The sequence below is a fragment of the Cryobacterium sp. MP_M3 genome, from assembly GCF_015752155.1.
Classification (GTDB): domain Bacteria; phylum Actinomycetota; class Actinomycetes; order Actinomycetales; family Microbacteriaceae; genus Cryobacterium.
Genome location: NZ_JADOVI010000001.1, coordinates 553,600 through 574,732, shown reverse-complemented (window position 1 = coordinate 574,732; position 21,133 = coordinate 553,600). Strand labels below are relative to the sequence as shown.

Sequence of the window (21,133 nt, the reverse complement as noted above, 5' to 3'; positions counted from 1 at the left end):
GTAGGGGTAGAGACGCAGCAGGGTCTGGAGGGTGGTCCTCCGGATGGGTGGGGTGTCTCCTGCGTCGTCGAACGGATGTTCCTGGTCGGTGAGCGTGGTCACGTGTGAGTCCTGAATCGGTCAGTTGTCTGGTGCGCGGCGATCTGGCGCATGCGGCGCGATGAGACGCCGGTGGGTGTCGACGACGTTCGGGTTCCGTCGGCGACGGGCGGAAGGGTGGAGCTTCCGGAGCGCGGGCAGCGGTCTGGGAGCTGCGGGCTGGTGCGGGGCGGGTCGTGCCGGTGCGGGTGCCGGCGGGTTACGCGGCGCGGGCGGGGCGGAGGCGGGCGGGGCGGAGGCCGGCGGGTTGGAAGCCGGCGGGTTGGAAGCCGGCACCGAAGGCAGCGCCGAGGTTCGCATCCGGTGCGAGCTGTCGTTGTGCTGTCTGTGTCATGTCGGCCTCCTGAGCGCGTCGTCTTCTGTGCTGTGCCCCCCCTGATCAGGCAGCCTTTCAGACTACGACCGATGCCGGCCGAGCGCAAGGGAAGAATCCGTCAGCGGACCCGCACGCTGAGGCAGGTGACGCAGCCCTCGAGTTTCTCGAACTCGGAGATGTCGACGGCGACAACGCGGTAGCCGCGCTGGGCGAAGAGTTCCGCCGAGCGCGGGGCGGCCGAGGACATCAGTACGGTGCGGTTGTCGAGCACGACGACCGCGGTGCCGTGGGCCTCCGGAACGGGCAGGAACCTCTCGAACACCGACGGGTCGTCGACGAGCGGCGGAAAGCCGATCACGGTGCCGTCGGGCAGCGCGGTGACCGCGGTCTTGAGGTGCAGCGCGCGGCTGATCGGCACCGCGACCACCGTGTAGCCGCGCGGCGCGAGGATGTTCCGCAACGCTGCAATGCCCTCGTCGTTGGTGCGGAGGCTTCGCCCGACGTACACGGTGCGGCCGACCTTCAGCACGTCGCCGCCGTCGAGGGTCCCGGGCAGGTCGATGTGCTGCACGGGAATGCCGAGGCGGGCCACGGCGGCCTCGGCCCCGGCCGTCTCGCCACGGCGGGTCTCGGCGCCCGGGCTGGCGACGACGGCGAGGTCGCCGAACATGATCACGGCGTCCTCGATGAAGACGGAGTCCGGCAGCTCCGGCGCCGGCTCGACCTCGATGGTCTCCCAGCCCTCGGCCGCGAGCGCGGCGACGTAGCCGCGCCACTGCGTCTCGGCCAGCGCAGGATCCACCTCGGTGCGCTCGATGTGGGTGAGGAGCCCCTCGGCGAGGTTGCGGGCGGGCCGGCGCACGAGGGCGCGGCGCTGGGAAGGCTGGGGCACGGCGACGGGTTCCATCCCGCCAGTGTATGGCCCGGCAGCCGCCCGTGATTCGGCGGGTGCCGGGCGCCGCTGCGTGGGGGCCGAGACTCCCCCGCGGCGGCGCCGGCGTCAGCGCCCCGGCGCGTCCGGCCGGCCAGGCGTCAGCGGCGCGCCGCGTCCAGCCGGGCGGCGGCCAGGTCCTCGGCGGCGGCGAGGGTCGTGATCCCTTGCTCGCGGGCATCCGCGAAGATGGTCGACACGGTGTCGCCGATCGCGTCGACCCGCGCCGCGACGGCGTCCAGGTCGGCACCCGGCTCCGAGGCGAGCGCCAGGTAGATGACCCCGCCGGAGTTGACGACGAAGTCGGGCGCCCAGAGGATGCCGCGCGCGTCGAGCTGGGCGGCGCCCTCCGGTTGGGCGAGCTGGTTGTTGGCGGCGCCGACGACCCCGAGCACATTGAGTTCGCCGATCACGCGGGCGGTGAGCACCCCGCCGAGGCCGCACGGCACGAACAGGTCGGCCGGCACGAGGTGCACGTCGTCGACGGACACCCAGGTGGCGCCGAGCGAGTCGGCCAGCTCCCGCCGGGCGAGGTTGACGTCGCTGACGGTGAGGCGGGCGCCCGCCGCGGCCAGCGCCGTGGCGAGGCGTCCGCCGACCTGGCCGAGCCCGGAGATGACGATGTGCCGGCCGGACACCTCCCGGCTGCCGAACAGCGCGTCGAGGGTGGCGACGACGCTGGCGTAGACGCCCGCCGCGGTCGCGTCGGCGGGTTCGCCCACGCCGCCGCTGGCGGCAGGGAGGCCGCACACGTGGTCGGTGCGTTCCTTGACTACGGCCATCAACTCGGCGTTCGTGCCCACGTCCTCCGCCGTCATGTAGGCGCCGTCCAGGCTCTCGATCGCGTCGCCGAGGTCGAGCATGGCGTCGCGCTTCTCCGCCTCGGTGAGCGTGGTGCCGAGGGGCAGCTGGATGACGGACTTCCCGCCGCCGAGGTTCAGCCCGGCGGCCGCGTTCTTCAGAGTCATCGCCGCGGAGAGGCGCAGGGCGTCGGCGACGGCATCGGTCCAGTTCTCGTACTGCCACATCCGGGCGCCGCCCAGGGCCTGACCGAGCCTGGTCGAGTGCACGGCCACGGTGATCACGAGGCCCGAGCGGATGCCCGTGGTGATCAGCACGCGTTCGTGGGTGAACGGGATTCCGACGAGCGCATCCAGCGACGGTGATGGTTGCGTGAGGGTCATGACTGTTTCTCCTTGCTGACCTTGTGGGCCGGTGGGTTGGGGCCGCGGTTGTGGCGCGGCGACTGACCCAGACTAGCCTCGTCAGCGCTCGCCCGCCGGGCCCTCCTGCACGGGGATCGACGTGGTGAACTCCGCGGCCCGCGCCTTGGCGTTCTCATCGCCGGAGAACAGCCCGATCGGCGCGGTCACAGGGTGCGACGGCTGCGGCCCACGCGCGACGGCAGGCTTGGTCTGCGGTTCCCGCCGCAGCTCCATCCGGCCCACCGGCAGGGCGTCGGGGTTGTGGGTGATCAGCCAGTCGATCAGGTTCTCCCGCACGAGGCAGCGCAGGTCGAACAGGGTGGGAGCGTCGGCGGCGGAGACCAGCACGCGCACCCGCACGAAGCCGCCGACGGCATCCGTCACCTGGAGCACGACGACGCGACCGTCCCAGAGGTCGGTCTGGGCGACGATCCGGTCCAGCTCCCGGCGCATGCCGGCCGGGTCGACCCGCCAGTCCAGGTCGAACTCGACGGCGCCGAGCAGTTCACTGTTGTGCCGGGTCCAGTTCTGGAACGGATTCGTCGTGAAGTAGGTCGACGGCAGCACCATCCGCCGGTCGTCCCAGATGTGCACGACCACGTAGGTGAGCGTGATCTCCTCGATCTTCCCCCACTCGTTCTCGACGATTACGACGTCGTCCACCCGCAGGGCGTTGTTGAAGGCCAGTTGCACCCCCGCGAACACGTTGGCGAGGGTGGACTGGGCGGCGAGGCCGGCGACGACGCTGAGCAGGCCGGCCGAGGCGAACAGGCTGGCGCCCAGGGTCGCGGCCCCCGGGATGCTCAGCAGCACGGCCCCGATGGCGCAGATGATGACCACGACGACGCCGATGCGCCGCAGCATCCGCAACTGGGTGCGCACCCGCCGGGCGACCCGGTTGTCGCGCACATCGACCCGATAGCGGACGGCGGTGACTTCCTCGATGAAGTAGAGCAGCGCGCAGACCAGCCAGGTGGCCGCGGCGATGAACAGGGCGCGGAACACGAAGTCGACCAGGCGCTCGATTTCCGCCGTGCTCTGCAGGAAGAGCGTGTTGACGGACCACATGGTGCCCATCAGCAGGGTCAGCCGGAACGGGACCCTGGCCAGCCCGACCAGGGTGCGGGCCCACGCCTCTCTCCGGCCGACCATCCGGAACACGAGCGCGGTGATCGCCGTGATCGCCACGGCGGCCACGACGGCGACCAGGAGCGCGATCAGGTAGTCCGGCTGGATGAAGCCCTCGAGGTCTGACACGGCTGCCCTTCCCGCCGCTGCGCGTCTGGTGGCACCTCGGACCCCTTAATCGTGCCAGAGTCCGCGGTGCCTGCCGCACGCGATCAGTGGAAGAAGTGGCGCTCCCCGGTGAAGTACATGCTGACGCCGGCTGCGACGGCCGCCGCGATGACCTCTTCGTCGCGCACCGAGCCGCCGGGCTGCACGACCGCGGTGACGCCGGCCTCGAGCAGCACCTGCAGGCCGTCGGCGAACGGGAAGAACGCGTCGGAGGCCGCGACGGAGCCGGCCGCACGGTCGCCCGCGCGCAGCACTGCGAGGTGGCAGGAGTCGACCCGGTTGACCTGGCCCATCCCCACCCCGACGGATGCGCCGCCGTGGGCGAGCAGGATGGCGTTCGACTTCACCGAACGGCAGGCCTTCCACGCGAACTCGAGGTCAGCGCGGGTGGCCGCGTCGACCTCCTCGCCCGCGGCGAGAGTCCAGCCGGACGAGTCGAAGTCGTCGAAGGTGTCGGTCTCCTGCACGAGCAGTCCGCCGGAGATCTGGCGCAGTTCGAGTGAGGACCGGTGGTAGTCGGCGGGGAGTTCGAGCAGGCGGATGTTCTTCTTCGCACTGAGCAGTTCGAACGCGGCCGGTTCGAAGCCGGGGGCGACGAGCACCTCGGTGAAGATCTGGCTGACGGTCTCGGCCATGCCGAGGGTCACGATGCGGTTGGCCGCGATGACCCCGCCGAATGCGGAGACCGGGTCGCAGTCGTGGGCGCGCTTGTGGGCGGAGGCGATCGCATCCGGTGCCTTGGGGCCTGCGATGGCGATCCCGCACGGGTTGGCGTGCTTGATGATGGCCACGGCCGGCTCCGTGAAGTCGAAGGCGGCGCGCACAGCGGCGTCGGCGTCGACGTAGTTGTTGTAGGACATCTCCTTGCCGTGGCGCTGCACGGCCTGCGCGATGCCCTCGCCGCCGTCGCCGACGTAGAGCGCCGCCGCCTGGTGCGAGTTCTCGCCGTAGCGGAGCACGGCCTTGCGGGTGGCCTGGATGGCCAGGGTGTCGGGGAACGACGCCTCGGCCTCGAAGCTGGTGGCGATGACGGCGTCGAACTGTTCGAGGATCTCCTCGTCGAGGGCCTCGACGTCGTCCTGCCACTGGTCGTAGACGTTCTCGGTGAACCAGGCGGAGACGCTGAGGTCATAGCCGGCCGTGTGCTCGAAGGCGAGCGAGGCGAGCTTCTGGCGCAGGCGCAGCGTGGTTCCGCCGCCGGCGACGGCCGCGATGATCTCGTCGTAGTCGTCGGGGTCGACCACGATCGCCACGTTCGCGTGGTTTTTCGCCGAGGCGCGCACGAGCGCCGGTCCGCCGATGTCGATCTGCTCGATGACCTCGGCCGGGGACGCGCCGGACTCCACGGTCTCGACGAACGGGTAGAGGTTCACGACGACGAGCTGGAAGGCGGCGATGCCGAGGTCGTTCAGCTGGGCCTCGTGCGACTCGAGGCGGAGGTCGGCGAGGATGCCGGCGTGCACGCCTGGGTGCAGGGTCTTCACCCGGCCGTCGAGGGACTCGGGGAAACCGGTCACGGCGGAGACATCCGTCACCTCGTGGCCGGCGGCGCGGATGGTCGCGGCGGTCGATCCGGTCGAGACCATCTCGACGCCGGCGGCCGCGAGGGCCCCGGCGAGCTCGAGCAGGCCGGTCTTGTCGCTGACGGAGATCAGCGCGCGCTTCACCGGCACGGTGTCCCGCTCGCGGTACAGGCTCTGGTCGTTGGTGTGCCCGCTCATATCTGGGAATGCTCCTCGAGGTCGACGTGTCCGTTGGCGATGTCGAGCACGGCCTGCACCAGCAGGCGCCGCTCGACGGTCTTGATTCGTTCGTGCAGGGATGCTTCGGTGTCGCCGGGTAGCACCGGCACCCTCTCCTGCGCGATGATCGGTCCGTCGTCGACACCGGTGTCGACGACGATGAGACTGGCCCCGGTTTCCGGCACGCCGGCGGCGAGCGCGTCGCGCACCCCGTGCGCTCCGGGGAATTCGGGCAGGTAAGCGGGATGCGTGTTCAGCAGTTGCGGCGACAGGGCGGCCACCACCCGCGGCGGGAGCAGGCGCATGAAACCGCTCAGCACGACCAGGTCGGGCGTCCACTGCCGGATCTGGGCCAGGAGTTCGTCGCCCCAGGCCTCCCGGCTGGGGTGGGAGGTGAACGGCACGGTGAAGGTCGGGATCCCGAACTCTTCGCCGAGGTCGAGGCCGTCGGCGTCACGGTCGGCGCCGATGGCGACGACCCGGGCCGGGTATTCGGCATCCTGGCACGCCTCGAGCAGGGAGCGAAGGTTGGATCCCCCGCCTGAGATCAACACGACCAATGACAGCACGGGACGAGCCTACCGTTTGGCGGCCGGTTCGTTCCTCGGTGTGACGCGGCCGCGCTGGAACGGATGCGGGGTCAGCAGCCCGGCGCAGGCCGCGACACCCACCTCGACGGCGGTGAGCAGTCCGACCAGCAGGGGGTTGGGACCGACCTCCACGAGCCGCCCGGGGCCCATCGCCCCGCCGGACCACCAGGCGAGCAGGCCGAGCAGGATGCCGGCGACGATTCCCGTCGCCAGCCCGGTGACCAGCTGTTGCGGGATGGTGGGCGGCGCCGTGTCGGTGCTGGCCTGTCGCTGCCGGGTCACGGCCGCGGCGAGGAAGCCGATCAGGACGGGCACCAGCAGGCCGAGGAACCCGAACCCGAGCGTGCCGTGCGGGAGCACCCCCAGGATGGGCAGGCCGGGCACCGAGCCGAGGGCCGTGCCGACCGGGGACACGCTCGTGCCGACGCCGACCGCGATGCCGGGTCCGACGAGCCAGGCGGCCGCCCAGACGACCAGGTTGGGGATGAGCGCGAGCTCGAGCAGGGTGAGCACGATGCCGCCGGTCAGGCCGGACTGCACCGTCTCGTAGAGGCCGATCACCGTGGCGTAGTTGCTGAGGATGAGCACGAAGACGGCCACGGCGGAGACCAGGACGATGGCGGCGGCGGCGGCGGTTCCGCCGCGGAGGGCCGTTGCCGCGATGCCGCGGGCCACGGCGGGCAGGGTGCGGTAGCGCCTGACGAGGGCGCCGGCCGCCTGGCCGCGGGGCGCGCCGCCGAGCAGGCCGCTGAGCACACCGCTGAGCACCCCGGCCGCGTAGACCGCCGTCGGGAGCAGGATTCCCTGCGGGAGTGAGGGACGCACAGCATCCGTGCCCGCGGTCAGGCTGAGCACGGTCGCGAGCAGGCCGTAGCAGGCGATCGCGGCCCCGGCGCCGACCCAGCGGTACGGGGTTTCGGCGGCGCGGGCGCCGGTGCGCCGGCCGAGCAGCACGGCCAGCAGACCGTAGCCGAGCAGGGCGATGGTGAGAGTGAACGGGGCCTCTGAGCCGGGCAGCCCGAGCGCGGTGACCACTGCCGGGTCGAGTTGCACGGTCAGGTCGACGCCGTTGCCGAGCAGCCAGACGTCCACCGCGGCCCGCCAGAAGACGACCCAGTCGATGGCGAGGCCGAACTGGGTGGCCCAGAGCACGGTCAGCGGCACGAGCGCGATCCCGACGCCGATGGCGACGACAATGACCGCCTCGAGAGCGGCGAGCAGGGCTGTCGTTATGCGGTTCATCGGCCACGAGCCTACTTGGCCGGGCAGGCTGCGGGTTTCGCCCTCGCCGCCCCTGTCGAATTCGACGGAGATTTTGCCCGTTCGGCCGCTGAGCTGACGATTCCGGGCCGTTTCCGGCAATATCTCCGTCGAATTCGACAGGGCGAGAGAGCAACGTGGGCCAGCGCTACCCCGGAGACGACGAAGGGCCCGCCTGGTCTGGCGGGCCCATCGTGCGGATGCTGGTCCTACAGTGCGGCGAGAACCTCGCGCAGCAGGGTGGCGGTCTCGCTCGGCGTCTTGCCGACCCTGACCCCGGCGGCCTCGAGGGCCTCCTTCTTGCCCTGGGCGGTTCCGGCCCCGTTGGAGACGATGGCGCCGGCGTGGCCCATGGTCTTGCCCTCGGGAGCGGTGAAGCCGGCGACGTAGCCGACGACAGGCTTGGTGACGTGGGCCTTGATGTACTCGGCCGCCTTCTCCTCGGCGTCGCCGCCGATCTCGCCGATCATGACGATGGCGAGCGTCTCGGGGTCAGCCTCGAACGCCTCGAGCGCGTCGATGTGCGTGGTCCCGATGATGGGGTCGCCGCCGATGCCGATGGCGGTGGAGAAGCCGAGGTCGCGCAGTTCGTACATCATCTGGTAGGTCAGGGTGCCCGACTTGGAGACGAGGCCGACCGGGCCCTTGCCGGTGATGTTCGCCGGCGTGATGCCCACGAGGGCCTCACCGGGGGTGATGATGCCGGGGCAGTTCGGACCGATGATGCGGGTCTTGTTGCCCTTGGCGATGTTGTAGGCCCAGAACTCGGCTGAGTCCTGCACCGGCACGCCCTCGGTGATGATGACGAGCAGCGGGATGCCGGCGTCGATGGCCTCGATGACGGCGTCCTTGGTGAAGGCCGGCGGGACGAACGCGATGGAGACATCCGCGCCCGTCTTCTCCATGGCCTCGGCGACCGTGCCGAACACGGGCAGCTCGACGCTGCCATGCACGACGGTGGTGCCGGCCTTGCGGGCGTTCACGCCGCCGACGACCTGGGTGCCGGCCTTGAGCATGAGGGCGGTGTGCTTGGTGCCCTCACCGCCGGTGATGCCCTGCACGATGACCTTGGAGTCCTTGTTGAGGAAGATTGACATGTTCGAAAATCCCTTACTTCGCGGCGTGGGCGAGTTCGGCGGCCTTGTCGGCGCCCTCGTCCATGGTGGCGGCCAGTGTGACGAGCGGGTGGTTGGCCTCGGCGAGGATGCGACGGCCTTCCTCGACGTTGTTGCCGTCGAGGCGCACAACGAGCGGCTTGTTGGCGGCGCTGCCGAGTTCGGCGAGCGCACCCACGATGCCCTTCGCGACGGCGTCACAGGCGGTGATGCCGCCGAAGACGTTCACGAAGACGGCCTTGACCTGCGGGTCGCCGAGGATGACGTCGAGGCCCGCGGCCATGACCTCGGCGGATGCTCCGCCCCCGATGTCGAGGAAGTTGGCCGGCTTGACGCCGCCGTGGTTCTCTCCGGCGTACGCGACGACGTCGAGGGTGCTCATGACGAGCCCCGCGCCGTTGCCGATGATGCCGACCTCACCGTCGAGCTTGACGTAGTTGAGGTCGTTCTCCTTGGCCTTCGCCTCGAGCGGGTCGGCGGCGGCCGCATCCTCGAGGAGAGCGTGCTTCGGGTGGCGGAAGCCGGCGTTCTCGTCGATCGTGACCTTGCCGTCGAGCGCGATGATGTCGCCCTCTTCGGTGAGGACGAGGGGGTTGACCTCGACCAGGGTCGCGTCTTCACCCGTGAACACGGTGTAGAGCTGCACGAAGACCGGTGCGACCTTGTCGACGAGTTCGGCCGGGAATTTCGCCGCGATCGCGATCTCGCGGGCCTTCGCCAGGTCGATCCCGGCGATCGGGTCGATCGCCGTGTAGGCGAGCGCTTCGGGCTTCTCGACGGCGAGAACCTCGATCTCCACGCCACCCTCGTAGCTCGCAAGCGAGAGGTAGGAGCGGTTGGTGCGGTCCAGCAGCACGGAGAAGTAGAACTCCTGCTTGATTCGGGCTCCCCCGGCAACCATGACCCGGTTGACGGTGTGGCCCTTGATGTCGAGGCCGAGGATGGCCCGTCCGGCGACTTCGGCATCGTCGGGGGTCTTGGCGACCTTGACTCCGCCGGCTTTTCCGCGACCGCCGACCTTCACCTGGGCCTTGACGACGACGACGCCGCCGAGCTTCTCCGCGGCCGCGCGCACCTCTTCGGGGGTGTCCGCGATGATGCCCGGCAGAACCGGGACTCCATACTGTTCAAACAGGTCTCTGGCCTGGTATTCGTAAAGATCCACGCTGCTCTTTCCAATCCGCGTCTTGGCGTTCCTGCTGGGTACGAGGGGGTGTGGGCACAGTGTGCAGAGCCGAATGTAGCTCGACATCAAGACATACTGGCCAGTTCAAACTCTAGCGTCCCACATCGCCATCGCGAACTCTGGCCGGGGCAGCGGATTCCCGGCCGAGCCGGGCCGCGGGAAAGACCAGCCAGCCCTTGGTAGCGCCGGCGACCGGGGGATGCTTGGATGCAGACATGACTGAACCGGAACACGGCACCGATCCCCACTCCGCGGGCCACGCCTCGCGCCTCAACTGGCTCCGCGCAGGAGTGCTCGGCGCCAACGACGGCATCGTCTCGGTCGCCGCCCTCGTCGTGGGCGTTGCGGCCGCGACTCCGGATGCCGCCGCCATCCTGATCGCCGGCGTCGCCAGCCTCCTCGCCGGCGCCATCTCGATGGCCCTGGGCGAATACGTGTCGGTGAGCAGCCAGCGCGACACCGAGCGCGCCCTGATCGCGAAGGAACGCTGGGAGCTCGAGCACATGCCGGATCAGGAGCTGGCCGAACTGGCCGGCCTTTATCAGGCGAAGGGGCTCAGTTCCGACACCGCCCGGCAGGTGGCGCTCGAGTTGACCGCGCACGACGCGCTCGGCGCCCACCTCGAGGTGGAACTGCACATCGGCACGGAGGAGCTGTCGAATCCGTGGCATGCGGCGTTCGCCTCCGCCCTCGCCTTCACGGTGGGCGCCATCCTGCCGCTGCTCGCGGTGCTGCTGCCGCCGCCCGCCTGGCGGCTGCCGGCCACGTTCCTCGCCGTGGCGATCGCCCTCGTCATCACGGGCTGGCTGAGCGCCTACCTCGGCGGCAGCCCGAAGACCCGCGCGATCTCCCGGGTGGTCGTCGGCGGCCTGCTCGCCCTCGGGGTGACCTGGGCCATCGGCGCCCTGATCGGCACGTCGATCTAGCGCACGCCGCCGAGCCCGGCCCGTAGGCTTGCGGGATGAGCGCACAGCGAGCAGTCCCGGCATCCGTCATCGTGCCGGCATCCATTGACGCCGTTCTCGTGCTGGTCTTCGCCCTGATCGGCCGGGCCAGCCACGGCGAGGGTCTCCTCGGTGTGCTGACGACGTGGTGGCCGTTCCTCGGCGGGCTCGCGATCGGCTGGCTCGTGCTGCGCGTCTGGCGCAGCCCCCGGCGGATCGTCTGGACCGGTATCGGCGTCTGGTTGTGCACGGTGGCCGGCGGGATGCTGTTGCGGCTCGCGAGCGGGCAGGGCGTCCAGCCGACCTTCATCCTCGTGGCCACGATCGTGCTCGGCCTGTTCCTGCTCGGCTGGCGTGCGATCGCGCTCCTCGCGACGAGGCTGCGGCGTACGCCCTCGGGCGCCTGAGCCCGCGCGGCTCGCCCGCGCCGCATCCGGCCCGCAGTCGGCTGCCCGGTCTCCCGCCGCTGGCGGTCAGCCGGCCGCGATCGCGTCGTAGGCCACGAATGCGCCGAACAGGGCTCCGGCCACGAGCACCGCCCCGGCGAGCGCCACCGCCCGGTCACGGGGCGCGGGCCCCCAGGCGAGCGCGAGTGCGGCGCCGACGGCCGCCTCCAGCCACCACTGCGGGCCGCCGATCAGCAGGATGCCGTAGACGCCTTCCCCGAGGACGACCCCGCCGATCGCCGCGGCCGCGGAGCGCCGGAGCACGGGTCCGCTTCGCCGCACCAGTCCGCCGGCGAGGCCGCACAGTGCCCCGGCGACGACCCCGACGACTCCCCACAGGGCCACTTCCCGCAGGGTCGGCGGCGCGGGGGCGAGGAGCACCCAGACGGCGACCATCGCGGCCAGGCACAGTGCTCCGGCGACCGCCGCGCGACGGGCTCGGACCCGAAGGGCTGCCACGGCGAAGAAGGGCACGAGCCCCCACAGGGCGCTCGTGTTCGCGAGGGTGCCCCACGGGCCGGGCAGGAGCAGGAAGAGCAGCCGCGCCGCGCCGCCCGCGAGCGCTCCGCCGGCAACCATCAGCGCCAACTGGGCAGGAAGCCGTGCCCCGGCCGCCGGGGTGCGCGAAGGCTCCGCGGCATCCGTGGCCTGGGGCTCGGGGCGCGGAATCGGGGTCACGGGCCCAGCCTAGGTGCGCCGGATGTCTGGCGCCGGGCCTCGCGCCGGCGCATCATGGTCTGGACGGTGCCCTGACCCGCACAGGAGGATTCCCTGATGGAGGACGACCCCGCCGACCTCGGGCCCGATCCCCGCGCCCGGCGGCTGCCGCGTGCCGCCCAGCCGTTCCGCGAGCCCCGATACCGGGTCCTGGTCGCGTCGATGACGCTGTCGCTCTTCGGCGCGGGCATGTGGATCGTGGCCGTGGCCTGGCAGGTGATCGCTCAGGGCGGCGGGCCGGCGGAGTTGTCGATCGTGGCGACCGGTGCTGCGACCGGGCTCATCGCCGCAGTGCTCGTCGGCGGCGCCCTGGCCGACCGCATCCCCCAGCGGCGGATCATGATCGCGGTCGAGGGAGCCAAGGCCCTCTCCCTCGGGGTGGCCTCCGTGCTGACCCTGACGGGCGGGATCGAGATCTGGCACCTGGCCCTCGTCTCCGTCGTGCTCGGAATCGCCGACGGCTTCTACTATCCGGCCTACTCGGCGCTGCTGCCGGCGATCCTGCCGGCCGGGCAACTGCTCGCCGCGAACGGCGTCGAGGGCATGCTGCGGCCGATCATCATGCAGGCCGCCGGGCCGGCCGTGGCGAGCGCCACGATCGCCGTCGCGTCACCCGGAGCGGCGTTCGCGCTCATCGCGACCGCCCAGGTGCTGGCGATGGGCTTCCTCGTGGTGATGCGGGCGGCCCCGTCGCGCCGCGAACCCGGGGAACCGGCTGGCGGCTCGGCCCGGCGGCATCCGATCATGTCGATGCTCACGGATGTCCGTGACGGCTTCGCCTACATGCTCCGCACGTCCTGGCTGCTGGGAACGCTCTCCTACTTCACGCTGCTCGTGCTCGTGCTGATGGGTCCGATCGAGGTGCTGCTGCCGTTCGCCGTCAAGGACCAGGCCGGCGGCGGACCGGCCGGGTTCGCGCTCGCCCTGGCCGCGTTCGGGATCGGCGGAGCGGCCGGGTCGCTGCTCGTCGCCTCCCGGGTGCTGCCGCGGCGCTACCTCACGGTGATGAACCTGCTCTGGGGGCTCGGTTGCGTGCCGATCGCCCTGATCGGGGTGACGAACGACCTGTGGGTCATGGTCGCCGCCCTGTTCGTGGCCGGCTTCGCCTTCGAGGCAGGCACCGTGATCTGGGGCACCCTGCTGCAGCGCAGGGTGCCCGCATCGCTGCTCGGCCGGGTGTCGAGCCTGGACTTCTTCGTGTCGCTCGCGCTCATGCCGGTGTCGATGGCCGTGGCCGGGCCGGTGGGCGAGGCGATCGGCCTCGCTCCCGCGTTCCTGGTCGCGGGGCTGGTACCGCCGGTGCTCGCGATCGCCGCGATCGTGCTGTTCCGGATGCCGCGCGACGAGATCGCGCATCCGCTCGCCGACACCGGACCGGCCTCCGGCCTCGACACCGACTGACCACGGTGACCCGCCCCAGGCCGCGCCCCGTTCCGCAGCCCGCGGCCGCGGCCGCGGGCGCGCCCTGCCGAAACCGGCGCGCCGAGCCCTGAGTCGCCCCCGCCGGCTCCCGTCGCCCGCCCGAGCTAGCTCCGGTACTCCTCCGCATCCAGGTCGGCGTCCCGGTCGGCATCCCGGTCGTCGGCGTCGTCGAAGTCGACAGCGCGGTCATCGGCGTCGACGGTCCAGTCCTCGGCGTCCGGGTCGATCGGCAGATCCTCGTCGAGGGTGAGGGCGATGTCGTCAAGGTCGCGATCCTCGTCCAGGCCGTCGTTCGCCGCGTCCGCTCGACGCGGCCAGAGCCCATCCGGGTCCATTGTCATGATCGTTTCCTCCCCGCCAGGCGAAGGGCCGGGTGCCCCCGCGCCAGCCACGGTACGCTCTTCGCCAACCCCCGACAAGGGTGCCGGCCGGGCCGGGTCAGGCGCGCAACCCAGGGGTGGCCAGGAGCGACCCGTCCCGGAGCACGGCGAGCACCTCCACGGGCCAGGTCTCGGTGCTCCGGTTCAGGGTCGCCTCCCCGCCGGCGATGATGGACGTGGCCAGCACGTCGGCGGTCACGACGTCACGGGCGAGAACGGAGACCTGCCGGTATGGCGACGGCCCCCCGCCGGCGGAAGACCAGATGTGGTCGCCGCGTTCGGCGCTGCCGGAGGTCGCGACCGCCCGGAGCGGCAGCGCCAGGGGGACGACGGCCAGCGTGCGCGCCCGGTCCTCCGGGTCGACGATGCCGGCCACCCAGTCGAGCCCCGGCGCCTGGTCCCCGGCGACGAGGATGTCCCCGCCCGCATTCAGCGACCAGTCCCCCTGACCGAGGGCGTGCAGCGCTCCCCCGGCCTCGTCGATGGCGAGGGCCTTGACCACTCCGGACAGGTCGAGCACGCCATCCGCCCGGTGCGGGGTGAACACCCCGTCGGTGCGGTCGCGCCAGTCGAGGGCCAGCGCGTAGCAGTCCCGCAGCGCCGGGCTCGCCTGGGTGAGGCGGAGTTCGCCCCGGTTGATCCGGCTCAGCTCCGAGTCGTCGCGGTACAGGCTGAACCGGGCGTCCCACCGTTCGAACACGCGGGCGACCGCCTCGCGGGCGGCCTCGCGGGCGGCAGGGTCGACCGGGCGGCCGAACCGGATGCTCAGCACCGTCCCCATGGACGTCACGGTGAGCGCGCCTGTTCCGGCTCTGTCCTCGGGCGAGACCTGGGCGGCGGACGGCATCACGGTGCCGGACCGGCTAGAACTGGGCGGCGTCGAGGGCCGCCTGCAGTGAGGTGAGATAGCCGCCGGACGTGTAGGTGGCACCGCTCACGTTCTGCACCTGGGCCGACTGGGCGGCGAGCACCTCGCTGCGGAGGATCGGCGCCGCCTGGTTGCTGATCATCACCGAGCGGCCGCCGTCGTTGGTCAGCTGGAGCGCCGTGACCTCGGTGATCGTCCCGTTCGCGATCGTCACGGACACCTGCACGGGTCCGAACCGGGTTTGCACCACCGAGCCGTCGAAGGTGCCGCTCGGCGTGGCCGGGGCGGGCGCCGGAGCGGCGGCGGTGGCCGCCGCCGGGGCGGCCGGCTGCGTGGCAGACGGGGCCGCCGCCGAGCCCGTCGCGGCGGCGGTGCTCGTCGCCGCAGCCGGCACCGACGAGGCCAGGGTCTGCTGGGATGCCGTGAGCTGGGCGCCGAGCTGCCAGCCGATGCCGACCACGGAGACGGAGGCCAGCGTGGCCAGGGTTATCGCGCGGAATCTCACCAGTCGAACCTTTCGAAGTGGATTTGCCGTGTCGGCAGGCCGGCCGCCCGGGCGTCGCGCACGACCTCGTCGGTCCAGCGCCGGGGACCGCAGATGTAGACATCCGCCTCCCGAACCTGGGGCACGAGCGTGGCGAGGGAGACCCTGGCCCGCACGGCGTCCGCCGGGAGCCAGCTGCTCACGCCGGGTGAGCGCTTGCCGGCGACGATGCGCAGTTCGGCGCCCCTGGCGCGGCAGAGGTCGGCCAGTTCGTCGACGAGGTAGGTGTCGTCGGCGGTGCTCGACCGGAGGATCACGGTGGCCTGGCCCGGGGCGAAGGTCGCCGTTTCGAGCAGCGACCTGATCGGGGCCACCCCGATGCCGGCGGCGATCAGCACGATCCGGGGAGAGGTGCGGGCGAAGTCGGTGAAGAGGCCGTAGGGGCCTTCGAAGCTGACCCTGGTGCCCTTGGGCAGCGCCGACAGGGCCGAGGAGGCGTCGCCGAGGCCGCGCACGGTGATCCGCAGCGCGTTGCCGGTCGGTGCGGCCGACAGCGAGAACGGATGCGCCTGCCACCAGAGCTTCGGCGTCCAGAACCTCCAGATGAAGAACTGGCCTGAGCGGGCCTTGAGCCGGCGCAGCTGACGCCCGGACAACCGGATCGAGACGACGCCGCGGGCGACGGGGTCGACCCCTTCGACCACGAGCCGGGACCGGAGCGAGCGCACGATCGGCACGATGAACCGGAACAGCAGGATCGAGCCGGCCACCCCGATGTAGAGGGCGAGCCAGTAGTAGCGCTGCACGGAGCCTTCGCGGAACAGGGTGCCCACGCTCAGCTGATGCGGGATGGACACGAGCACGGCCACGTAGGAGAGCAGGTGCACCAGGTGCCACGCCTCGTACCGGAAGCGGTGCCGCACCACGACGAGGGAGGTGACCACGACGGTCACGAGCAGCCCGAGGCCCACGAACGCGAGCGGCATGTCAGGGAGGGTCGTGAGCATGATCCACACCTCGGCGAACACCGTGGCCGGCTGCACCATCGCGTAGCCGATGGTGAGCAGGACGCCGTGGCCGAGGATCAGGTAGAGGGCAGGCTTTCCCAGCGACTGGTGCAGCTCCATCGCGCTGTCGTGCCCGAAGGCGCGGTCGATCGAGGGGAGCCGCGCGGCCAGCAGCATCATCAGGAGCAGGAGATCGGTGCCGACGAGGCCGGTCACCACGCCGAGTGAGGTGATCGCGTCGGCCGGGGTGCCGAAGCGGGATGCCCCTCCGTCGGCGAGGAAGATCGCGATCACCAGGGCGACCGAGACCACCGCGATGATCTGAAGTCCGTCGGCCAGGCGCATCCGCCGGTGGTAGTTCGGGTGGATGCGCGGCACCGAGGTGTGGCGCTGGACGCGCTGGGTGGGACGGGTGTCGAGGCTCATACTTGGAGCTTTCCGGCCGATTCAGTTGAATCCCTATCGAGAAGCTGAGAACAACCTGTGCGCCTCCAATGCGTCCTGCACGAGCTCTCAGGAAGGCTGCCGGGTTCGCGCGAGGAGCACGATCAGGATGGCGATCCCCCCGCCGAGCGCCGTCTCGACGACCCGGTCGACCAGCAGCTCGGGCACCGGCACCGGGCTGGTCAGGTGCACGACGGCCAGCGCGAGCGGAGTGATGAAGAGCAGGGCGGCACCGTAGTGCTTCCCGATCAGGATTTCGGCGCCGAACTGGCCGATCGCGATGACCAGGATCAGCACGAACACGCCGGGCCCCGGCCACAGCACGAGTCCGGTGACGACGACACCGAGCGCGGTGCCGAGGATGCGGTGCACGGCGCGGGAGATCGAGTGCGCGGCCCGCGGCGGGGGCAGCACGGCGACCACGCTGACCACGGCCCAGTACGGATGCCCGATCCCGGCTGCGACCGCCAGACCGCCGGCGGCCAGCACGCCGGCCACGTTCTGGGCGATGGTGAACCAGACCTGCCGGTCCCGGTACGCGGCGGCGTGCAGGCGCGGCCGGCGCGGGAGCGGCTTGAACAGGTCGGGGGACCGGTCGCCGGCCAGCCGGCGGAGCGCCCAGCCCGACATGGTGAGCAGCCAGGCGAACGCCGCCGCCCCGCCGGCGACGAGCAGCCGGACCCAGACCTCACCGGGCGGGGTGGGCACCTGGGCGCAGACCGCGTAGGCGAACACGAAGAAGATGGGGGTGCCGGGGAACAGTCCCCAGGTGGACGCGACCAGGATCCCGGCCACGATCACGCCGAGCAATCCGAGCACGAGCAGGGGCAGGGCCGCCCCCGTGACGGCCATCAGCACGCCCAGGGCGATGCTGCCGAGCATGCAGGCCGCCGCGACGCTGACCGTGCGGGCCCGCAGCCGGTAGCGTTCGCCGCGGCCGTAGAGGGAGGTCATCGCGCCGAACGACGCGTATGCCGCCCAGTCGACGTGCCCGGCCGCGACGAGCAGCACCAGCGGGATCACGACTGCCGCGCTGGCCCGGGACGCCACTTCGACGTCGAGGGCGCGAAGTGAGCGCAACCGTTCGAGCAGGGTCTCCGGTTTCCCGGCCCCGGGCACTCTAGATCTTCTCGATCGGCGCGATCTTGATCAGGAGCTTCTTCGCGCCCGCGGTGTCGAACTGCACGTGCGCGATCCGTTTGGTGCCGTCGCCGGTGACCTGGTTGACCCGGCCGTCGCCGAAGTCCACGTGGCGGATGCGGTCCCCCGCCGCCAGGGTCAGGTCGCCGTTGTCCCGCACCTGCGACACCCGGTTCGTCCACTCCGTCTTCGGCTTGGGCGCGGGTGGCAGGGCCTGCGGTTCGCCGCGTTTGGCGAACCCGCCGCCGAAACCGTCCCGGCGGGCGTTGAGCGCGCGCGGCTGGGTGCCGCCGCGGGAGTTCGCCATGCCGGGCGACTGCTTCCAGTCGATCAGGTCGACCGGGATCTCCTGCAGGTAGCGGCTGGGCATCGCCACGTTGATGTCGCCGAACTGCGCGCGGGTCATCGCCAGCGACAGGTACAGCCGCTGCCTCGCCCGGGTGATCCCCACGTAGAACAGCCTGCGCTCCTCGGCCGGGCCGCCCGGCTCGTTGGCCGACATCTGGTGCGGCAGCAGCCCCTCCTCGACGCCGGTGAGGAACACCGCCTCGTATTCGAGCCCCTTGGCGGTGTGCAGGGTCATCAGCGAGACCGTGCCGGACGCGTCGTCGAGGTCGTCGGCCGCGGCGACGAGCGACACCTGGGTGAGGAAGTCGACGAGCCCCGAGTCGGGGTTCTCCTTGTTGAAGTCCTTCGTTTGGGCGACGAGTTCCTCGATGTTCTCGGCGCGGGCCTCATCCTGCGGGTCCCGGCTGTTGCGGAGCAGGGTGAGCAGGCCGCTGCCGTCGAGCAGGAAGGTGAGCAGTTCGGAGACGTTCGCCTGCCCGGCCGGGTTTGCCGGGTCGATCTTCAGCGCCGCCTCGTCGAGCAGGGCGGCCAGCTTGAGGATGGCCCCGGTCACCTTCGGCCCGAGGCCGAGAGATGCGCAGTCGCGCATGGCCTGCCGGAAGCTGATCTGGTTGGCTTCGGCGAAGCTGGCGAGCCCGGTCTCGGTGGCCGGCCCGATCCCGCGTTTCGGGGTGTTCAGGATGCGGCGGAGAGCCAGCTCGTCGTTGGGGTTGGCGACGGAGATGAGGTAGGCGAGCGCATCCTTGATCTCGGCCCGCTCGTAGAACTTCGTGCCGCCGACCACCCGGTAGGGCACGGCGGAGCGCACGAGGATTTCTTCCAGCGCACGGGTCTGCGCGTTGGTGCGGTAGAACACGGCCATGTCGCGGTAGGCCATGCCCGCGGAGTGCAGCACCTCGATCTCGTCGGCCACGAACTGGGCCTCGTCATGGCCGGAGTAGGCGGTGAAGCCGACGATCTTCTCGCCGTCGCCGCCCGCGCTCCACAGTTTCTTGTCCTTGCGGTCGAAGTTGTGGCCGATCACCGCGTTGGCGGCGGAGAGGATGTTCTGGGTGGACCGGTAGTTCTGCTCGAGCAGGATCACCTTGGTGCCGGGGAAGTCCCGTTCGAACTCGGTGATGTTGCGGGTGTCGGCGCCGCGGAAGGCGTAGATCGACTGGTCAGAGTCGCCCACCACGGTGAGCGACGCACCGGGGATGCCGCCGGTGGCGTCGCGCAGGTTGCGCACATGCACACCGGTGTCTTCCATCTCGTCGGCGAGTGCGGGTTCGACCGGACGGGTCAGCTCCCGCACGAGCGAGTACTGGGCGTGGTTCGTGTCCTGGTATTCGTCGACCAGGATGTGCCGGAACCGGCGCCGGTAGAGGGCGGCGACCTTGGGGAAGGCCCGGAACAGGTAGACCGTCTCCCCGATCAGGTCGTCGAAGTCGAGGGCGTTGGCGGCGCGGAGGCGCTGGGTGTACTGCCGGAAGATCTCGACGAACATGACCTCCTGCGGGTCGCTCATGTTCGCGTTGCGGGAGTAGGAGTCCACGTCGGCGAGCTCGTTCTTGAGCTTGGAGATCTTCGCGGACGCGTTGCCGGGGGTGAAGCCGAGGGTGTCGGCGTCGAGCGACTTGATGATTCGTTTGAGGGTGACCTTGGTGTCGGCCGAGTCGTAGATGCTGAAGCTGGCGGAGAGGCCGGCGTTCTCCGCCTCGCGGCGCAGGATCCGCACGCAGGAGGAGTGGAAGGTGGAGATCCACATTCCGTCGGCGCCCTGGCCGAGGATGGCCTTGACCCGGTCGCGCATCTCGGCGGCGGCCTTGTTGGTGAACGTGATCGCGAGGATCTGGCTGGGCCAGGCCTCGCGGGTCTCGAGCAGGCTGGCGATGCGCCGGGTGAGAACGCTCGTCTTGCCGGAGCCTGCCCCGGCGATGATCAGCAAGGCGGGGCCGCGGTACTCGACCGCCTCGCGCTGCTGGGGGTTGAGCCCCTCCAGCAGCGGGCTCTCGTAACCGCCGGGCCGTTCGCCGTCCATGATGATCGGCCCCCCGGGCGGGGCCTGGTGGGCGGGCGTGTTGTCCGGGTCGAAAAGCGTCATCATCTCGCTGACAATCCTAGGCGCTGCGTCTGACACCCGGCCGGGCCGGGTGCGGGGCGGTCACTCCTCGGCGGCGAGCTCGTCCCGCACGGTGACCGCGAGGTCGGGGTGGTCGGCGAAGACCCCGTCGATTCCGGTTCCCATGATGGTGCGGAACTCACTCCGCCAGTCGCCGAAGTCGGCCCTGAACCGCCCGCGCCGGAAGGTTTTGGCGAGGAACCGGTTCTCGGGGCGGAGGGTCCAGCAGTAGATCTCCAGGCCGGCGGCGTGGGCGGCGTCGACCAGGTCGGATGCCCCGGAGACGTGGCCGTCGGCATCCGTCTCGAGGATGAGCGATTTGGGCACGCTGATGCCGTCGACCTTACCGCTCAGCGCATAGAGTCCCTGCTCGGACAGGAAATCGGCGTAGTGCGGCGCCTTCGGCCCGTGGAGTGCGACCTCGTCGAACGGTTTGCCACGCGCCTCGAGGAGGAAGATCCGCTTGCCGTAGATGCCGCGGGCGTACACCTTGTCGAGCAGGCTCTGTTCGAAGCTTTCAAGGGTGAGCCGGCCGTCCCCGGCGTTCCAGCCCGCCGTGTTGACCTCGGCCGCGAACAGTTCGTCGAGGGGCAGGCCGATCGACTCGAAATACGAGGCGTGCTTGATCTCGGCGACGACGCCGATCGGGCGCCTGGCCCGGCCGGCGACGCGATCGATGAGTTTGAAGACGTCCCGCAGCCGCAGCAGGGGGAACCGGTCGTCGAAGGTGGCACTGGACTTGCGCAGCTCGGGCAGTCGCTCCCTGGCGCGGAGGGTGCGCAGTTCCGCCCAGGTGAAGTCCTCGGTGAACCAGCCGGCGAGACGGATGCCGTCGATCACCTTGGTCGTGCGGCGTCCCGCGAACTCCGGATGGTCGACGACGTCGGTGGTGCCGGAGATCTCGTTCTCGTGGCGCACGATCAGCACGCCGTCGCGGGTGGCCACGATGTCGGGTTCGACGGCATCCGCCCCGAGGGCGACCGCCAGCTCATAGGCGGCACGGGTGTGTTCCGGCCGGTACCCGCTCGCCCCGCGGTGGCCGATCACAATGGGGTGCATGTGCCCAGAGTACGCGCGCAACTGCCAGACTCG

The 21,133-nt window shown here is 71.0% G+C and carries 20 protein-coding genes and 1 pseudogene; 3 read left to right on the top strand and 18 right to left on the bottom strand.

What is annotated here, in order from left to right; genetic code table 11:
* Nucleotides 1-298: 298 nt before the first annotated feature.
* The 10 genes from IWX89_RS18745 to IWX89_RS18740 form a co-directional block, all read right to left on the bottom strand.
* Nucleotides 299-433: a hypothetical protein gene (locus IWX89_RS18745; RefSeq protein ID WP_255548458.1), complete on the bottom strand. Its 135-nt coding sequence runs from the start codon at nucleotides 431-433 to the stop codon at nucleotides 299-301.
* Nucleotides 434-533: 100 nt separating this feature from the next.
* Nucleotides 534-1,322, bottom strand: coding sequence for a dimethylargininase (gene ddaH, locus IWX89_RS02625; RefSeq protein WP_196901993.1), 789 nt, complete (start codon nucleotides 1,320-1,322; stop codon nucleotides 534-536).
* A 125-nt stretch (nucleotides 1,323-1,447) separates the two neighbouring features.
* On the bottom strand, nucleotides 1,448-2,530 hold the full coding sequence (locus tag IWX89_RS02620) for a Glu/Leu/Phe/Val dehydrogenase dimerization domain-containing protein (RefSeq protein ID WP_196901992.1): 1,083 nt from the start codon (nucleotides 2,528-2,530) through the stop codon (nucleotides 1,448-1,450).
* A gap of 81 nt (nucleotides 2,531-2,611) precedes the next feature.
* Nucleotides 2,612-3,808: a mechanosensitive ion channel family protein gene (locus IWX89_RS02615; protein WP_307836362.1), complete on the bottom strand. Its 1,197-nt coding sequence runs from the start codon at nucleotides 3,806-3,808 to the stop codon at nucleotides 2,612-2,614.
* 83 nt (nucleotides 3,809-3,891) lie between these two features.
* Nucleotides 3,892-5,568, bottom strand: coding sequence for a bifunctional phosphoribosylaminoimidazolecarboxamide formyltransferase/IMP cyclohydrolase (purH, locus tag IWX89_RS02610; protein WP_196901991.1), 1,677 nt, complete (start codon nucleotides 5,566-5,568; stop codon nucleotides 3,892-3,894).
* Nucleotides 5,565-6,158 (bottom strand): phosphoribosylglycinamide formyltransferase, encoded by a 594-nt coding sequence (gene purN / locus IWX89_RS02605; RefSeq protein WP_196901990.1) that lies wholly within the window; start codon nucleotides 6,156-6,158, stop codon nucleotides 5,565-5,567. Before purN ends, purH begins: the two co-directional genes overlap by 4 nt.
* 9 nt (nucleotides 6,159-6,167) lie before the next feature.
* A complete protein-coding gene (locus IWX89_RS02600; RefSeq protein ID WP_231382758.1) occupies nucleotides 6,168-7,421 on the bottom strand; it encodes a DUF6350 family protein in 1,254 nt (417 codons plus the stop codon).
* 227 nt (nucleotides 7,422-7,648) lie between these two features.
* Nucleotides 7,649-8,536: a succinate--CoA ligase subunit alpha gene (gene sucD / locus IWX89_RS02595; protein ID WP_196901989.1), complete on the bottom strand. Its 888-nt coding sequence runs from the start codon at nucleotides 8,534-8,536 to the stop codon at nucleotides 7,649-7,651.
* 13 nt (nucleotides 8,537-8,549) lie between these two features.
* Nucleotides 8,550-9,719, bottom strand: coding sequence for an ADP-forming succinate--CoA ligase subunit beta (gene sucC, locus IWX89_RS02590; RefSeq protein ID WP_196901988.1), 1,170 nt, complete (start codon nucleotides 9,717-9,719; stop codon nucleotides 8,550-8,552).
* 112 nt (nucleotides 9,720-9,831) lie between these two features.
* The gene (locus tag IWX89_RS18740; protein WP_255548457.1) at nucleotides 9,832-9,957 is read right to left on the bottom strand and encodes a hypothetical protein; all 126 of its coding nucleotides are present in this window, start codon (nucleotides 9,955-9,957) and stop codon (nucleotides 9,832-9,834) included.
* Here IWX89_RS18740 and IWX89_RS02585 point away from each other — a divergent pair.
* Together IWX89_RS02585 and IWX89_RS02580 are read left to right on the top strand one after the other, a co-directional pair.
* Nucleotides 9,956-10,666, top strand: a complete 711-nt coding sequence (locus tag IWX89_RS02585) for a VIT family protein (protein WP_196901987.1) — start codon at nucleotides 9,956-9,958, stop codon at nucleotides 10,664-10,666. The genes IWX89_RS18740 and IWX89_RS02585 overlap by 2 nt on opposite strands.
* 35 nt (nucleotides 10,667-10,701) lie before the next feature.
* A complete protein-coding gene (locus tag IWX89_RS02580; RefSeq protein ID WP_196901986.1) occupies nucleotides 10,702-11,091 on the top strand; it encodes a DUF3054 domain-containing protein in 390 nt (129 codons plus the stop codon).
* Nucleotides 11,092-11,157: 66 nt separating this feature from the next.
* Here the strand turns inward: IWX89_RS02580 and IWX89_RS02575 are convergent, their stop codons facing one another.
* Nucleotides 11,158-11,808, bottom strand: coding sequence for a DUF6518 family protein (locus tag IWX89_RS02575; RefSeq protein WP_196901985.1), 651 nt, complete (start codon nucleotides 11,806-11,808; stop codon nucleotides 11,158-11,160).
* Nucleotides 11,809-11,879: 71 nt separating this feature from the next.
* Between IWX89_RS02575 and IWX89_RS02570 the strand changes: the two are divergent.
* Nucleotides 11,880-13,248, top strand: a pseudogene (locus tag IWX89_RS02570) (MFS transporter).
* A 125-nt stretch (nucleotides 13,249-13,373) separates the two neighbouring features.
* On the opposite strand, the gene IWX89_RS02565 reads toward IWX89_RS02570, so the two are convergent.
* The 7 genes from IWX89_RS02565 to IWX89_RS02535 all read right to left on the bottom strand — a co-directional run bounded on the left by IWX89_RS02565 (nucleotide 13,374) and on the right by IWX89_RS02535 (nucleotide 21,100).
* Complete coding sequence (locus IWX89_RS02565; protein ID WP_196901983.1) at nucleotides 13,374-13,610, bottom strand: hypothetical protein; 237 nt, start codon at nucleotides 13,608-13,610, stop codon at nucleotides 13,374-13,376.
* A gap of 97 nt (nucleotides 13,611-13,707) precedes the next feature.
* Nucleotides 13,708-14,430 carry an FAD:protein FMN transferase gene (locus tag IWX89_RS02560; protein ID WP_196902130.1) on the bottom strand — a complete coding sequence of 241 codons (723 nt, stop codon included), beginning with the start codon at nucleotides 14,428-14,430 and terminating at the stop codon, nucleotides 13,708-13,710.
* A gap of 82 nt (nucleotides 14,431-14,512) precedes the next feature.
* Nucleotides 14,513-15,022, bottom strand: a complete 510-nt coding sequence (locus IWX89_RS02555; RefSeq protein WP_196901982.1) for an FMN-binding protein — start codon at nucleotides 15,020-15,022, stop codon at nucleotides 14,513-14,515.
* Nucleotides 15,019-16,434 (bottom strand): ferric reductase-like transmembrane domain-containing protein, encoded by a 1,416-nt coding sequence (locus IWX89_RS02550; protein WP_231382757.1) that lies wholly within the window; start codon nucleotides 16,432-16,434, stop codon nucleotides 15,019-15,021. Before IWX89_RS02550 ends, IWX89_RS02555 begins: the two co-directional genes overlap by 4 nt.
* Nucleotides 16,435-16,521: 87 nt before the next feature.
* Nucleotides 16,522-17,571: an FUSC family protein gene (locus IWX89_RS02545; RefSeq protein WP_307836359.1), complete on the bottom strand. Its 1,050-nt coding sequence runs from the start codon at nucleotides 17,569-17,571 to the stop codon at nucleotides 16,522-16,524.
* 1 nt (nucleotide 17,572) lies between these two features.
* The gene (locus IWX89_RS02540) at nucleotides 17,573-20,026 is read right to left on the bottom strand and encodes a UvrD-helicase domain-containing protein (RefSeq protein ID WP_196901981.1); all 2,454 of its coding nucleotides are present in this window, start codon (nucleotides 20,024-20,026) and stop codon (nucleotides 17,573-17,575) included.
* Nucleotides 20,027-20,083: 57 nt separating this feature from the next.
* The gene (locus IWX89_RS02535) at nucleotides 20,084-21,100 is read right to left on the bottom strand and encodes a glycerophosphodiester phosphodiesterase family protein (RefSeq protein WP_196901980.1); all 1,017 of its coding nucleotides are present in this window, start codon (nucleotides 21,098-21,100) and stop codon (nucleotides 20,084-20,086) included.
* Nucleotides 21,101-21,133 lie beyond the last annotated feature (33 nt).

Coding starts and splice junctions, on each gene's coding strand:
- IWX89_RS18745 (WP_255548458.1), bottom strand. CDS start 433: ATGACACAGACAGCACAACGACAGCTCGCACCGGATGCGAACCTCGGC.
- ddaH (WP_196901993.1), bottom strand. CDS start 1,322: ATGGAACCCGTCGCCGTGCCCCAGCCTTCCCAGCGCCGCGCCCTCGTG.
- IWX89_RS02620 (WP_196901992.1), bottom strand. CDS start 2,530: ATGACCCTCACGCAACCATCACCGTCGCTGGATGCGCTCGTCGGAATC.
- purH (WP_196901991.1), bottom strand. CDS start 5,568: ATGAGCGGGCACACCAACGACCAGAGCCTGTACCGCGAGCGGGACACC.
- IWX89_RS02600 (WP_231382758.1), bottom strand. CDS start 7,421: ATGAACCGCATAACGACAGCCCTGCTCGCCGCTCTCGAGGCGGTCATT.
- sucD (WP_196901989.1), bottom strand. CDS start 8,536: ATGTCAATCTTCCTCAACAAGGACTCCAAGGTCATCGTGCAGGGCATC.
- IWX89_RS02585 (WP_196901987.1), top strand. CDS start 9,956: ATGACTGAACCGGAACACGGCACCGATCCCCACTCCGCGGGCCACGCC.
- IWX89_RS18740 (WP_255548457.1), bottom strand. CDS start 9,957: ATGTCTGCATCCAAGCATCCCCCGGTCGCCGGCGCTACCAAGGGCTGG.
- IWX89_RS02580 (WP_196901986.1), top strand. CDS start 10,702: ATGAGCGCACAGCGAGCAGTCCCGGCATCCGTCATCGTGCCGGCATCC.
- IWX89_RS02565 (WP_196901983.1), bottom strand. CDS start 13,610: ATGACAATGGACCCGGATGGGCTCTGGCCGCGTCGAGCGGACGCGGCG.
- IWX89_RS02560 (WP_196902130.1), bottom strand. CDS start 14,430: ATGGGGACGGTGCTGAGCATCCGGTTCGGCCGCCCGGTCGACCCTGCC.
- IWX89_RS02550 (WP_231382757.1), bottom strand. CDS start 16,434: ATGAGCCTCGACACCCGTCCCACCCAGCGCGTCCAGCGCCACACCTCG.
- IWX89_RS02540 (WP_196901981.1), bottom strand. CDS start 20,026: ATGATGACGCTTTTCGACCCGGACAACACGCCCGCCCACCAGGCCCCG.
- IWX89_RS02535 (WP_196901980.1), bottom strand. CDS start 21,100: ATGCACCCCATTGTGATCGGCCACCGCGGGGCGAGCGGGTACCGGCCG.